At 57.8% G+C, this 13,524-nt stretch carries 13 protein-coding genes and 1 riboswitch; of the genes, 4 read left to right on the forward strand and 9 right to left on the reverse strand.

Annotated elements, in window-relative coordinates; genetic code table 11:
* Window positions 1–14: 14 nt before the first annotated feature.
* From IPP88_17235 to IPP88_17250, 4 genes are all read right to left on the reverse strand, one after another.
* Window positions 15–887 (reverse strand): substrate-binding domain-containing protein, encoded by an 873-nt coding sequence (locus tag IPP88_17235; protein MBL0124389.1) that lies wholly within the window; start codon window positions 885–887, stop codon window positions 15–17.
* 601 nt (window positions 888–1,488) lie between these two features.
* Window positions 1,489–2,853, reverse strand: a complete 1,365-nt coding sequence (locus tag IPP88_17240; GenBank protein ID MBL0124390.1) for a sensor histidine kinase N-terminal domain-containing protein — start codon at window positions 2,851–2,853, stop codon at window positions 1,489–1,491.
* A 4-nt stretch (window positions 2,854–2,857) separates the two neighbouring features.
* A complete protein-coding gene (locus IPP88_17245) occupies window positions 2,858–3,517 on the reverse strand; it encodes a response regulator (protein ID MBL0124391.1) in 660 nt (219 codons plus the stop codon).
* Between the two features lie 119 nt (window positions 3,518–3,636).
* The gene (locus IPP88_17250) at window positions 3,637–4,119 is read right to left on the reverse strand and encodes a hypothetical protein (GenBank protein ID MBL0124392.1); all 483 of its coding nucleotides are present in this window, start codon (window positions 4,117–4,119) and stop codon (window positions 3,637–3,639) included.
* A 410-nt stretch (window positions 4,120–4,529) separates the two neighbouring features.
* Here IPP88_17250 and IPP88_17255 point away from each other — a divergent pair, with 410 nt between their 5' ends.
* Window positions 4,530–5,024 carry a hypothetical protein gene (locus IPP88_17255; protein MBL0124393.1) on the forward strand — a complete coding sequence of 165 codons (495 nt, stop codon included), beginning with the start codon at window positions 4,530–4,532 and terminating at the stop codon, window positions 5,022–5,024.
* A gap of 70 nt (window positions 5,025–5,094) precedes the next feature.
* Here IPP88_17255 and IPP88_17260 read toward each other — a convergent pair whose 3' ends face one another.
* The 5 genes from IPP88_17260 to IPP88_17280 all read right to left on the reverse strand — a co-directional run bounded on the left by IPP88_17260 (window position 5,095) and on the right by IPP88_17280 (window position 12,137).
* Complete coding sequence (locus IPP88_17260) at window positions 5,095–6,777, reverse strand: carboxypeptidase (GenBank protein MBL0124394.1); 1,683 nt, start codon at window positions 6,775–6,777, stop codon at window positions 5,095–5,097.
* Between the two features lie 99 nt (window positions 6,778–6,876).
* Window positions 6,877–9,756: an aminomethyl-transferring glycine dehydrogenase gene (gene gcvP / locus IPP88_17265; GenBank protein ID MBL0124395.1), complete on the reverse strand. Its 2,880-nt coding sequence runs from the start codon at window positions 9,754–9,756 to the stop codon at window positions 6,877–6,879.
* 121 nt (window positions 9,757–9,877) lie between these two features.
* Window positions 9,878–10,261, reverse strand: coding sequence for a glycine cleavage system protein GcvH (gcvH, locus tag IPP88_17270; GenBank protein ID MBL0124396.1), 384 nt, complete (start codon window positions 10,259–10,261; stop codon window positions 9,878–9,880).
* 39 nt (window positions 10,262–10,300) lie between these two features.
* Window positions 10,301–11,377 carry a glycine cleavage system aminomethyltransferase GcvT gene (gcvT, locus tag IPP88_17275; GenBank protein MBL0124397.1) on the reverse strand — a complete coding sequence of 359 codons (1,077 nt, stop codon included), beginning with the start codon at window positions 11,375–11,377 and terminating at the stop codon, window positions 10,301–10,303.
* A gap of 177 nt (window positions 11,378–11,554) precedes the next feature.
* Window positions 11,555–11,646: riboswitch (glycine riboswitch) on the reverse strand.
* A 188-nt stretch (window positions 11,647–11,834) separates the two neighbouring features.
* A complete protein-coding gene (locus IPP88_17280; protein MBL0124398.1) occupies window positions 11,835–12,137 on the reverse strand; it encodes a hypothetical protein in 303 nt (100 codons plus the stop codon).
* 210 nt (window positions 12,138–12,347) lie between these two features.
* Between IPP88_17280 and IPP88_17285 the strand changes: the two genes are divergently transcribed.
* Genes IPP88_17285 through IPP88_17295 form a run of 3 tightly spaced genes read left to right on the forward strand, consistent with a single transcriptional unit; the run spans window position 12,348 to window position 13,454 of the window.
* The gene (locus tag IPP88_17285) at window positions 12,348–12,845 is read left to right on the forward strand and encodes a cupredoxin family protein (protein MBL0124399.1); all 498 of its coding nucleotides are present in this window, start codon (window positions 12,348–12,350) and stop codon (window positions 12,843–12,845) included.
* 37 nt (window positions 12,846–12,882) lie between these two features.
* Window positions 12,883–13,050, forward strand: a complete 168-nt coding sequence (locus tag IPP88_17290; protein ID MBL0124400.1) for a hypothetical protein — start codon at window positions 12,883–12,885, stop codon at window positions 13,048–13,050.
* 44 nt (window positions 13,051–13,094) lie between these two features.
* Window positions 13,095–13,454, forward strand: a complete 360-nt coding sequence (locus IPP88_17295; protein MBL0124401.1) for a copper-binding protein — start codon at window positions 13,095–13,097, stop codon at window positions 13,452–13,454.
* Window positions 13,455–13,524 lie beyond the last annotated feature (70 nt).

Here is a 13,524-nt window from a genome sequence, read left to right on the forward strand (position 1 = left end):
TGCAGGTCGTCGCCTCAGGGAACCCACTGCCCGCAATTGACGATAATTTTTCGTCCGGCGGGAGATTTCACGAAGCTGATGAACCGTTCAGCGGTCGCCGAGCGGCTGGCGCCGGTTACCAGAAAAAGGCGTTTGGAAAGGGGGTAATTGCCCGAGGCCGCAATCATCGGCGTGGGCTCCTTGCGATCAAGAATCAGCGCCCGTAGCGGGCGCTTTTCGGATACGATCAGCGCAAGTGTGGTTGGCCCGATTGCACCGGCAATTTTTTCTATATCCGTGGCGGCATCCTGATCGTTCACGGCAATACGCACACCGGGCCGCGCCTGCGCCGCCAAAACGCCTCGCTGCATTTCGGGCGAGATGCTCTTGACATGATCGGTATCAATGTCTCTTGCCGGTCGCAGCACAATGCGAATCGGGCTGCCATCCGCCCAGGCCACCATTTTCCCGGCATAAATGTTGGCCAATTCGCCGGTGGTGATTGCCGTGACCATGGATTCGGCGGAGACCGCGAATACAAAGGGTGTACGCGCGTATTCGATTTCCACCGCGCCTTGCGCGCGTTCGCGCTCGTCCAGCGCACGTGACGTGACCGCAAGCCCGATTGAGCCATCGAGTACCGCCTTGATGCCGCCGCGGCTACCGAGGCTAGGCACGATCGTGACCGGGATCTCCGGATGCTCGGCTGAAAATGCCTTGCCGAGCAATTGCATGGTGCCGAGCGCGGTGCCTGTTCCGCCGATCGTCAGTCCGTCCGCACGGGCCACAATATTGGCGGCGCAACATCCGAGCAGCAACACAAGAACAATCGCGCACACCCGCCTGCGTCGCGAAGCCGTCGGCGGACAGTCAGCTGGCGTCACACGCGCCTTGCGATTCCACCGCAAGATACGGAAAGTTCCACATCAGCGACGAGCCGGACTGCGACGAGATCCGCGCATGTTCGAAAGCTGGAAGGCTGGACTGGGATCATCGGCGGCGGCGAGAGTACTTGTATGGTTGAGGTGGGTTTTACGGGCGACACTTTTCATCGTGTTCGTCGCGATGGTGACATATTGGACATAGGCGCCACAATCTCCTATCAGGGTTTTGCTGAGTACCCGCTACCAATTGCCCGAAAGCTGTCCTGTTGATCGTTAAGACACGAGCAAGGTGACGCGCCGCAAGTTGCCGCTGACGTCGCCAGTGTACGGCAAACCACTTTATCTTCAATATGTTACGTAGTGTTAAGGAGCTTTAAGGAGTGCTTAAGGTCGATCCGTCATTGTGCCTGCATGGCTGACGCAACGCGCGGCGATTTCAGGACGTTCTGCACCAAACATGCAACCAGGAACACCATCTATTATTGTCAGGACCGGGGGCACGGGGCTCTTAGCGCTTGCGCATATTCCTTTATCGCGGCCCGCGCGATTGCGGCGTTGGAATTGACCAGCTACAGGCAATGCCGCGGCGAGCGGCGGGACGGAACCAACGACATTCGTGCTTGAGTCAGCGCACCGGCGCATCCACCGGGAAACTCACTGTGACGGCAGTTCCTTTGCTGCCAATTCCATCCCCGATACGAATGATTGCCCAGTGCAGTGTTGCAATGCTCTTGACGATCGACAGCCCGAGTCCACTACCGGTTGCCTGATTGCCGCTGATGCGAAAGAACCGGTCGAAAACCAGCTCGCGCAAGTGAGCGGGTATGCCTGGTCCGGAGTCCCTCACGGAGAGTTCGACGCGTTCTGCTGTCGCATGGCAGGCGACGATGATCTCTCCGCCATCCGGTGTGTAGCGAATCGCATTGTCGATCAGGTTACGCAGCAGTATGGCCATGATGCCTTCGTTACCTTGCACGAATGCGGGACTACCCTCCGCCCGCAACCGGATATTCTTCGCCCCTGCCGCGGCGGCGTGGTCGCTCATCTGGCGCCGAATGAGCCCTTCAAAATCGATTTTTTCTTCTGACAGAACCTGACTCGGATCGACATGCGCAAGGGTCAAAAGCTGATCGACCAGGCGAATCGATCGTTCGGTACTGTCCGCCAATCCGGTAAGCGCGACACGTTGCTCATCCGCGTCGCGCGCCCGCGTCAGTACTTGAAGATTGGTCTTGATGCCTGCCAATGGCGACCGCAGCTCGTGCGCGGCGTCCGCCGTAAAGCGCTGCTCGCGCTCAAGCGTCTGCTGCACTCGCCCAAACAGGCGATTGAGTGCATTGAACAGCGGTTTCACCTCTTCATCCGCCCCCGCCACGTCCACCTCGCGCAAGTCGCCCTGCCCCCGTGAGGCAACGTCGCGCGTCGACCGGCGAAGCGGCTCGAACGTGCGGTGCACAATCCACCAGATCATCGCGCCCAACAGCGGCAAAATGATCGTTGCCAGCACCAGAAGTTGAATGGCAAAGTGAACACTGAGCTCCTTGCGATGCGTCATCGGTTCGCCTACCTGCATATTGAGGGTGCGGGCCTTGTTCCATAGAGTGAAGGTCCGCCACTTTTCGCCGTTCAGGGTCAACCAGCCAAGACCCGTCATTCCCTCCAGCGCGAAAGGCTCATCGGGCGCGCCATGGTTGCGATACAGGAGGCGCCCTTTCTCGTTCCATACCTGGAAAAAAAGATAGGACTGATGACCGCCAATCATCGGGTTCAGATGCGTATCCGCGCCGGCGCCGATCTCTTCCGCCTCGTGCTCGATCAGCGTGAACAGCAAATGACCGGCCTCCAGCAATGACTTGTCGAAGAGTTCGTCACTTTCATGTTGCGCCTGCAGGTAGACCGCGACGCCACTGACAAGAAGCAAGCTCGCGGTAAGCGCAAGAATGAGCACCACCAGGCGGACGCGCAGGGATTCAAAGGAAAGTAGTTTCACTGCGCTATTCTTTCGCGACGACATAGCCGATGCCATGTATCGTCTGGATGATTTCCTTGCCGAGCTTGCGCCGCAGGTGATGGATATGTACCTGCACGGTATTGCTTTCAATTTCGTCGCCCCAGCCGTACAGCGACGCTTCCAATTGTTCCCGCGTCATGACTTGTCCGGCATGTTCGATCAGGTCGGCCAGCAAGGCGAACTCGCGGGCCGTCAACTGCACCAGCACGCCCGCAACGGTTACCGACCGGTTTGCCGGGTTCAGTTCGACATTGCGGAATTGCAGCGTCGATTTCGCCCTGCCAGTTGTCCGCCTTGTCGCGGCACGGATTCGCGCGGCGACTTCGTCAAGATCGAATGGCTTCACGATAAAATCATCCGCGCCTGCATCCAGACCGACAATGCGATCGGCTGTCTGGGCCCGGGCCGTGACAATAAGCACCGGATTGGTGTACCCGCGTGAACGCAGCTCCTTTAATACGGCGAGCCCGTCCATATCCGGCAAGCCCAGGTCCAGCAGGACCGCGGCATAGTCATGCGTCGACACCGCCGTGCGCGCGGCCGATCCGGTTTGCACCCAGTCAACCGCATAGCCCAACTGGTTCAATCCCACCTGCGCGCCGCGACCGATCTGTGGATCATCTTCAACCAGCAATATGCGCATGGCAATCTTGTTTCAATCCGAATTGTCGTGCCGCGGACTGGCGAAAAACCAGTGGCGCTTGCACATCGTGTGAGTTTACCCAATCCCGCGCTTTGGGGGCACCGGCCCAGCCAAATTGATCACTTGCACAACAGGATAAAGGTATTCAGCAGGCTTGAGGTACGCGTTTCGCGATAGCCTTCGGCGCCTGATATTCGGCAAGGGGTGACATCCTGAACGAATCCGGCAATGTGCATCGCCGAGCTTTCTTCGGAGCGTCCGGCAACAAAGCGAAAGTGACGCAAGTGCGTGCCGATGCGCGCGCCGATAACGCGGTCAATTGGCCGGCCCGGAAGCAGCGCGTTCCACTCCGCCTCTAGCGCTTCACGATCGCCTGACTCAACCAGCTGAAAGAACTGCTGAATTGAGTTCGCTGCGGATTTCCAGCCAAGGAGCCTGCGTGCACTGGCGCACCAGCTGCCGGTGCACGCAGGGCCCGCCATGAAGTCAAATGAGCCCAACCGGATCGTGCCTTCGAACGCCTCGTCGCGCGTTGTCGCCATTACCGGCGCGGGCAATACATCAGAAAGTCCGGTGCAGGCATCCGCGATGCGAGTGTTCAAAGTACCTCCAAACCGACCTGGTTCAAGTGAGCGATAAACCGGCAAAAAAGCCTGCAAATCTTCGTCAATGCGCCCGACTGCCGAATGCCCTTCCTGCATCGTAGGCGTCAGAAATTAGGTAATTCTTAAGAATTCCCTGAAAACGCCGATAAAGGCATTGAGTAGTCGGCCTGTTTCTGTTGCAGCGGCACTACACCGGCGTCTGGGTCGCCAGGCTATCTGATTGGCGCTTGCAAGAACGTTTGGCGCCGCGAAAATGCGGAATGCATCACTACCGGCGACCACTGAGCAGGAATGGCAACGTAAAGCCGCAAAGCAGCTCTATAAGAGGTGAATGAACGATGAGCCAGATTGCCAGCAGTCTCCGGAAATCGGCAGGTTACGACGGGATGTTTGCCCCTGGACCTAAAATGTCACCGCCATTGTGGTCGCGGCTGTTGTTCGTTATCGGGACCTTGGCGATGGGGTTGCCCGCGGCCAGCCACGCCGAAAGCCGTACGGGTACGGGGACCGCCGGGGCAAGCCTTAATTTCCGCATCACGATTCCAGCGATGATCCGCGTAAACGCCATGACGCAACCTGACCACGTTGTGATCGGCGAACAACACGTCAATCAGGGTTTTATCGACCTCGACACCGGCACGGCAGTAAATCTCACTTCCAACAATCGCGACGGCTATGTGCTGACGACAAGTTACGATTCAAAACTGTTGTCTGCAATCGAGGTGCGGGTGTCAAGTCAGACGCTGAAGGCATCGTCGGGCACGGGCAGCATGCGTGTCTCATCCGGGTTAATCGTCAACAAACTGGTGCCCATCAGCTACAGACTGCATCTGGCGCCAGGCGTGCGGGCAGGTGAATATCGCTGGCCGGTGGCATTGGCATTTTCACTGGCTGTGGCCTGATCAGACGACGAAGACCTGACCGAATCCATTTTTTCGATCGCGATTCTTCATCTCGCGTGAGCCGCATTCCTCATTTGAGCGCGATCGTCGTCCTTACCGTGCCGGCCTTCTCATGCTTCATCACTACATCAACGCTGCTGCCTTTTTGCGCCTTCACGACCCATGCAAGCTTCAGCCGATCCGCCGTCGGCGTGGTGTCAGTCCAGAAGCTCATCAGCGTATGTTTATAGGCGCGACCTTCGAGTTCGCCGGCGAATTCGCGTAACGTGCCAGAAACCAGCTCAGCGCCCGCCGGCAGCGTGATCTCACCCACAACGCCACGAGCCAGCTTGCGTTGCTGTGCGCGCTTGGATACATACGACGGCAGGTAGCCGGTATTTTGCACGCCGACTTCAATGCGGTACGAATCGCCACCGATGTTTTCGGCTTTCGCATGCACCAGTTCCAACTTGGGTGAAATCAGGGTATTCCAGATGACCCAATCCGGGAATTTGGCGACTTCCTTTTCCAACAAATGGGGGGGCGGGTTGCGGAATGCGTGAATTTTGTCCCAGCCGCCGATTTCCACTTCGCCCAGCTGCGGATGGTTCCATTTGTACCAGTCCACATAGCCCTTGCCCTCCAGTTCCTTGTCCGCCCACGCCAGCATCTTCAAGTCGTCTTCAACCGGATGATCGCGGAACCAGTCAATATATTTGTAATCCTTGATGCCTGCCTCGCGCATCGGGCACCAGATCTCCACCGTCCATTCATACAGGCCAAGATGCTCGTAAATCCAGTCAAAGGTACCGCTGATGACTTCCTTCGGATGGTAGCGGAATTCGTGATAGACGCTGATATTCGGATAGCCGGTGATCTCGGTGCCCTTGGCGCCCTGTTCCTTGTACACCCACAAATCCTCCGCCGGGATTTCATCATCCGACTGTGTGCCAAACGGCCGCAGCAGCACGCCACTCCAAGTGTGAAATGAGAGGCCGCCCGTGATGTTCGCATGGTGAGTGATGAAATGCACCACCGCGCGCACTTCCGGTTCCGACGTCGGATAGGGGCCTGCGCCAAACTGTTCGAATTCCTGACGCCATCCAGCGGGAAAGTTGCGGTTCAGATCGAGACCTTGCCTGTCTTTGTTCACCTTGATCGTGAAGCCGTCGTAGTCGCGCATCGTGCCTTCCGGCAGCATGCGGTAGTAGGTACCACCGTACTCGGTCGGATCGCGCGCCACCATCAACCGCGGTTCCTCCGCATGACATTTCCAGTTGCCGTTTGTATCTTTGATACGCATGGAAAGAATACGGCCGTCGCCGTCCACGTCCTCAATATCCAGCCCTTCGACGTGCTCTTCGTCGTATGGATAAGGGCGCGTCGAGGAGCGGACAATCCTGGGGATATCACGCATCGCCCATTCGGCGCCATCGGGATTGATGCGCGGGCAAATGTATAGCGCACGCGTGTCGAGGCAACGGGTGATGTCGTCGCGCTTGCCGTGGTACTTGGTCAACGTATCGATCAGGTACAACGCGGCAGACCCACCAGCGAGCTCACTGGCGTGGATGTTCGCATCCACCCAGTATGCGGGCTTATCGGCGGCCGGTCCGGTTTGCTGATTAGTGGCCGTGACGACCCAGATGTCTTTGCCTTCGTGGCTCTTGCCGATACTTTCGATGGAGAGCAACGTTGGAAATTTCTTGACGAACTGGTGCAGGATTTCTGTGAAATCTGTGTAGCGATAGAAGCGATCGTATTGGATTTTCATTTTATTGGAAGAGAAAGAAAAAGAAACCGCCAGAAATGGCGGTTTCCGCGAAAGGCAATTTGAACGGCATCAACTGTGAAGTCGCTGTTCAATCACCACTTACTCGGCCGCCGAGGCGGCATACGCCTCCATCGGCGGACACGCACAAACAAGATTGCGATCACCGTAAACGTTATCCACCCGCGCCACCGGTGACCAGTACTTGCGCGCTTTCAGAGACTCAAGGGGGAATGCCGCCTGTTCGCGTGTGTAGTCATGAGTCCAATTTTCCACCAGCAACATCGCGGCGGTATGTGGCGCGTTCTTGAGGACATTGTCCTCGGCGTTGACCTTGCCGGACTCCACCGCGCGGATCTCTTCGCGGATTGCGATCATGGCGTCAATGAAGCGATCTAGTTCGAATTTGCTTTCCGACTCAGTTGGCTCAACCATCAGCGTGCCCGCGACCGGAAAACTCATGGTCGGGGAATGGAAGCCGTAGTCGATCAGGCGCTTGGCGATATCTTCGTTGCTGATCCCGCAAGCGTCCTTGATCGGCCGAATATCGAGAATGCACTCGTGCGCGACCAGGCCGTTCTTGCCGGTGTACAGCGTTGGGTAGTGCGGCGAAAGCCGTTTCGAAATGTAGTTGGCGTTGAGAATGGCCATCTGTGTCGCGCGCGTCAATCCCGGCCCGCCCATCATCATGATGTACATGAGGCTGATTGGCAGGATGCTGGCGGAACCATGTGCCGCCGCGGATACCGGGCCAACCTCACTCACCGATGCGACGGGATCGCCCGGCAAGAACGGCGCAAGATGCGCGCGCACGCCAACCGGACCAACTCCCGGCCCGCCACCGCCGTGCGGAATACAAAATGTCTTGTGCAAATTCAGATGCGACACATCGCTGCCGAACTTTCCTGGCCTGGCGGTACCAACCAGCGCATTCATGTTGGCACCATCCACATATACCTGGCCGCCCGCAGCGTGAATGGCTGCACAGATTTCGGTAATGCCATCCTCGAACACGCCATGTGTGGATGGATAGGTGATCATCAGCGCTGCCAGTTTGTCCTTGTGCTGCGCGGCCTTCGCCTTCAAGTCGGCTACGTCGACGTTGCCTTTGTCATCGCATGCGACCGCCACCACTTCCATGCCGCACAGATGAGCCGATGCCGGGTTGGTGCCGTGCGCGGAAGTCGGGATCAGGCAGATATCGCGATGCGATTCATTGCGCGACCGATGGTACGCGCGGATCGCCAGCAAACCGGCGTATTCGCCCTGCGCGCCGGAATTCGGCTGCAGCGAAATCGCATCGTACCCGGTCACTTCGCACAGCGCCTTCGACAGCATGTCGATCAACTCTTCGTATCCCTCGGCCTGATCGGCGGGAACAAAGGGATGGATGTTACCGATCTCGGGCCACGTCACCGGCAGCATTTCGGACGTGGCGTTGAGCTTCATCGTGCAGGAACCCAGTGGAATCATCGCGCGGTCGAGCGCCAGATCCTTGTCTGAAAGGCTGCGGATATAGCGCAGCATTTCGGTTTCGGAGTGATATTGGTTAAATACCGGATGGCTCAGGTAGGCCGATTTGCGGACCAGATCCTTGGGGACGGTGCTCACAAACGCTGCATCGAGTTCGGCGACCGTAAAGTCAGCCGGACCGTCGTTGAATATCTGCCATACACGTTCAATATCCGCACGCGTCGTGGTTTCATCGAAAGACAGCGCGATCAGGTCACCGGGCACCTTGCGGAAATTAACGCCTTGTTGCACCGCTCGCGCCATGATGCGATCAGTCGCCTCTCCCGTCTTGATGACGAAGCTGTCAAAGAAGTGTGGCAACGGGCAATCGAACTTGAGCCGCCGCAAGCCATCACGCGCGATGACGGCGTAACGGTTGGCACGCTCGGCGATGCGCCGCAATCCTGCCGGGCCGTGATACACGGCATACATGCTCGCCATTACCGCCAGCAATACTTGCGCAGTACAAATGTTGGAGGTCGCTTTCTCACGGCGGATGTGCTGCTCGCGTGTCTGCAGCGCGAGGCGCAGCGCGGGATGGCCCATCGCGTCCTGCGAAATGCCGACAAGGCGCCCCGGCATGTTGCGCTTCAGCACATCCTTGCACGCGAGAAAAGCCGCATGCGGGCCGCCAAAACCCATCGGCACGCCGAAACGCTGGGCGGAGCCGATGACAATGTCCGCGCCCCAATCTCCGGGTGACGCCAGCATGGTCAATGCCAGCAAATCTGCCGCAACAATGTACAGCGCTCCCTTGGCATGCGCCTCTTCAACGAATGCCCGCATATCGTGGATGGTGCCGACCGTGGAGGGATACTGCGCGAGCACGGCAAAATAGTCGTGCTCCTGCATCAGCACCGGCGCCATGCCGACCTTGACATCGATGCCGAGTGGCTCGGCGCGCGTCTTCAGCACCGCGATGGTCTGCGCGTGGCAGTCGCCCGCGACGATGATGGTATTGCTTTTCGATTTCGCGCTTCGCTTGGCCAGCGTCATGGCTTCCGCCGCGGCCGTCGCCTCATCGAGCAGCGAGGAACCGGAAATTTCCATGCCGGTGAGATCGCAAATCATGGTCTGAAAATTGAGCAGCGCTTCCAGACGGCCTTGCGAAATCTCCGGCTGGTAAGGCGTGTAGGCCGTGTACCACGCCGGATTTTCAAGAATGTTTCGCAGGATGACGCCCGGCGTATGCGTGCCGTAATAGCCCTGGCCGATATGGCTCGTCAGCACCTTGTTTTTGCCGGCAATGCGGCGCATCTCGGCAAGGGCTGCCGCTTCCGACATGGCAGCGGGCAAATTCAATGGCGTGCCCTGCGGAATTGACGCCGGCATGATCTGCTGCACCAGGTCCTCGAGCGTGGCAGCGACGACGATTTTGAGCATCGCGGTGGCATCGGCGGCATCGGGGCCGATATGCCGCGCAATAAATTCGTTGTGGTTTTCGAGTTGCGCAAGGGTCGATTGAGTCATGTCGTTCGCCAATTGATAAACATCTTTTCAACCACGGAGACCACCGCGAACACGGAGGAAATTCATGCTTCGCCGTGTTCGCGGTGGTCTCCGTGGTGCAGTAATGTCATGCAAGTCTGACTTAGCCCGCCTTGACACTCGCCTCATACGCCGCCGCATCCATCAAGCCCGCTATCGTCGCACCCGCGGCCGGCTTCACCTTGAATATCCAGGCACCATAAGGATCACCATTGATTTTTTCCGGATTGGTATCCAGCTCGGCATTGAAAGCCGTGATTTCGCCATCCACCGGCATGTACACATCGCTGGCCGCTTTGACACTTTCGACCACGCCCGCAGTTTCACCCTTGCTGAGCAGCTCGCCTACCTTCACGTCGCCGCAAAACACCATGTCGCCAAGCATGTCCTGCGCGACGTCGCTGATGCCCACCGTCAACGTGCCATCCGCTTCAGTGCGGACCCACTCGTGGCTTTCGGCGTATTTGAGATCGGTGGGGAAATTCATGTTGGTTCTCCTTGGATGGAAAGTGAAATGGCGAAGTAATCAGACGAGCGCTTTTCCGTTACGAACAAATGATGGCTTGGTGACGAGGGCATCGACCAGCTTGCCGCGAATGTCGATCTGCACCTTGTCGCCAGGCACAACGGCCATCGGCACGCGCGCGAGTGCGATGGAAAACCCGAGCGTGGGCGAGAAAGTGCCGCTGGTGGTTTGACCGTCACCATGTGCCGTCAGCACTTTCATGTGGCTGCGCATCACACCACGATCGAGCAGCTTCAGGCCGACAAACGCCTTGCTTTGCCCTTTGGCTTCCAGCGCGGCCCGGCCAATAAAATCGCGGTCGGTTTTGAGATCGACCGTCCAGCCCATGCCGGCATCGAGCGGATTTACCGTTTCGTCCATGTCGTTGCCGTAAAGATTCATGCCGGCTTCCAGCCGCAATGTGTCGCGCGCGCCAAGGCCACATTCCGCCACCCCGGCCGACTTGAGATCGGCCCAAAGCGCCGGCGCGTCCGCGGCCGGCAACGTAATCTCAAAACCGTCCTCACCGGTATAGCCGGTGCGAGCGAGGAACACGTCACCAATCTCCGCTCCGAAAAATACGTTGAGTGCTTCTCCAACCGCGCGCCATGAGGGCCGCACGGCCATTACTTTTTCGCGCGCGTTCGGCCCTTGCACCGCGATCATCGCCAGTTCCCGGCGCGGCGTGATATCCATATCGTAGGTTTGGGCGATGCGGTTCATGTGGGCGAGATCTTTCACCGACGTCGAGGCATTCACCACCACGCGATAATTGTCGCCGCCCCGCCAATAGACGATGAGGTCATCGATGACGCCGCCCGCCGAATTGAGCATCGCCGAGTAAAGCGCCTTGCCCGGCGTGGTGAGCTTGGCAACGTCGTTGGCGATCAACCGGCGAAAGAAAGACTTGGGCACGGCGCCCGACACATCGACCGCGCACATATGCGAGACGTCGAACATGCCCGCATCCTTGCGAACGGCGTGGTGTTCATTGAGTTGCGAGCCATAGTGCAGCGGCATTTCCCAGCCCCCGAAGTCGACCATCTTTGCGCCGCCGGCGACGTGGGATTCAAACAGGGGGGTGCGTTGTAGGGACATGTGATCTCTCGGAGCATTAGGGACGGGGACGCGAAACACGTCATGACTTTTCAGTATGACATGCCTGCCCCTCTGTCCTTTTGCCTGAGAGTTGAGCAACCGTCAAAAACGACGTGGCTGCGTGCCCCTTCGGCGCTTGCCGGGCATCAAGCCTGCAAGTCTCTCCAGAGTGCCGCGTGACTTTTCGTGGTTCTTTCGCCTGAGCGATTATGGGCAATGCGCCTTCGGCGGCTCCTGATGTGACCGGAGCTCTCTCCCACGAAATAATCGGCACGCGAATTGTAGCGGAAAATGACCAGTACCAATTGGTCACGACAACACAATGCTCCTGCACAACCGACAAACTCAAGCATTGGCGCGGGTTTCAGACCATAAAGTGCCGAAAATGCCCGTCAGTGCTTGTGTTTTAATCCATGGATGGCGGAACAATTTCCCGGCTGTCCGGCACCTTTTCGCGCTAAGCTTGTCTCATGTTGATGAATTCTCTGCGCAAGCTGACCTTGGTCTGGATGATTGCGTGGCTTCCGTTTTCCGGAGCCATCGCGGCGGTCATGCCAATTTCCGGTATGCCGGGCGGCGCGGTCGCATCCTTGCACGCCGAAATGGCCACAGACGCAGATTCAGTGGATGCGTCGGTGACCGGTGGCATTTCATCGTTACCGTGCCACAATACCGCGGCCATATCAGACACCAATCCATCAGGCCTTTGTGAGCATTGTTTACTATGCCATTTGGCGGTCTCGCTGATGTTGCCGAGCATCCAGAATTTGCCGGGCCTTACGCCCTCGAACAGCTTCGAGTTGGCGACGCCGTCGCCGCACACCTCGTTCTTCCCTGAACCGGCCTCACCGCCGCCGCGAACACTCCATTCCTGAGTTGCCGGAAGAGTACGTCCATCCTGGACGCCGGACGCATGCATCGCGTCCGCGCTGCGCCTGCCTATATTGCGCGCATCACGAATAGAGGGAACATGAAGCGAACCACATTTATCACATTGCTGGCCGTATTGCTGCCGGCGTTGAGTACTTCCGCCTTCGCGCACGGGGATGAGCATGGCAAGAACAAAGCTGCCGCCGTGACGAAAGAACAGAAACCCTGGGGCATTGCCGGTGACGCAAAGGCAGTCAAACGCACCATCAATATTGCCATGACCGACAACATGCGTTTTGTGCCGGACAAGATTATCGTCACGCGAGGGGAAACGATAAAGCTTGCGCTCAGGAACGAAGGCAAAATGCTGCACGAGATGGTCATCGGCACCAAAGTAGTCCTCGATGAGCACGCGGCGCTCATGTTGAGATTTCCGGACATGGAGCACGACGAGCCTTACATGGTGCACGTGCCGGCAGGCAAGGCTGGCGAGATCATCTGGACATTCAATCGCACCGGCGAATTTGATTTCGCCTGCCTGATTCCCGGACACTATCAAGCCGGGATGATCGGCAGGATATCGGTGATGGCCAAATAATCCATTTACCACTATCTGGAATTTGCGGGAGGCCCCAATGCCATATCTGTTTCTGCTGATCGCCTTTTGGCCGCTGGTGTGTTGCGAAGAATGCGATTTCACTGTCGTATGCGTGACGGCCTCAATCGGCGCCGCGATTGCGCTATATGCAATCGCTTCGATTGTTCGCGAGCTTCGGTTGCTTGAAAAACACCGGCCATATTAGGCCTGTACAAAAACTCGTTCCACCTTTTATCCCAGGAGAAATCAATGAAACCCATCAGTTTGTTAACCGCAGCCGTCGCCCTGCTTTCGCCACTTTTACTGGCGTCCGCATGGGCAGCGGGCGAGCATGACAAGCAACTCGCAAGCGAGCCCCCGGCAAGCAGGATGGCCAGCAACACCACCACCATGACCGATGGCGAAGTGCGCAAAGTCGACAAGGAGGCAAAGAAGGTCACGCTCAAGCACGGCGCAATCAGAAACCTGGACATGCCCGCGATGACCATGGTGTTTCTGGTCAAGGATCCCGCGTTGCTTGGCAAAATAAAGGCCGGTGACAAGGTCAAGTTCCAAGCGGAGAACATCAGCGGTGGTATCGCCATTACCGCTATCGAGGTGACCAAATGAAAGCGGCATCATTGCTACTAATACTTGCGCTTTCGGCCTCTGCACACGCTGAACTTGTCGATTTGAAATG

This window comes from Betaproteobacteria bacterium, assembly GCA_016720925.1.
Classification (GTDB): Bacteria; Pseudomonadota; Gammaproteobacteria; order Burkholderiales; family Usitatibacteraceae; genus UKL13-2.

Excerpts from the sequence above, each read along its gene's own strand:
- IPP88_17245 (MBL0124391.1), bottom strand. The coding sequence starts at position 3,517 with ATGCGCATATTGCTGGTTGAAGATGATCCACAGATCGGTCGCGGCGCG.
- IPP88_17285 (MBL0124399.1), top strand. The coding sequence starts at position 12,348 with ATGAAGCGAACCACATTTATCACATTGCTGGCCGTATTGCTGCCGGCG.
- IPP88_17280 (MBL0124398.1), bottom strand. The coding sequence starts at position 12,137 with ATGCTCGGCAACATCAGCGAGACCGCCAAATGGCATAGTAAACAATGC.
- IPP88_17295 (MBL0124401.1), top strand. The coding sequence starts at position 13,095 with ATGAAACCCATCAGTTTGTTAACCGCAGCCGTCGCCCTGCTTTCGCCA.
- IPP88_17255 (MBL0124393.1), top strand. The coding sequence starts at position 4,530 with ATGTCACCGCCATTGTGGTCGCGGCTGTTGTTCGTTATCGGGACCTTG.
- gcvT (MBL0124397.1), bottom strand. The coding sequence starts at position 11,377 with ATGTCCCTACAACGCACCCCCCTGTTTGAATCCCACGTCGCCGGCGGC.
- IPP88_17260 (MBL0124394.1), bottom strand. The coding sequence starts at position 6,777 with ATGAAAATCCAATACGATCGCTTCTATCGCTACACAGATTTCACAGAA.
- gcvP (MBL0124395.1), bottom strand. The coding sequence starts at position 9,756 with ATGACTCAATCGACCCTTGCGCAACTCGAAAACCACAACGAATTTATT.
- gcvH (MBL0124396.1), bottom strand. The coding sequence starts at position 10,261 with ATGAATTTCCCCACCGATCTCAAATACGCCGAAAGCCACGAGTGGGTC.
- IPP88_17290 (MBL0124400.1), top strand. The coding sequence starts at position 12,883 with ATGCCATATCTGTTTCTGCTGATCGCCTTTTGGCCGCTGGTGTGTTGC.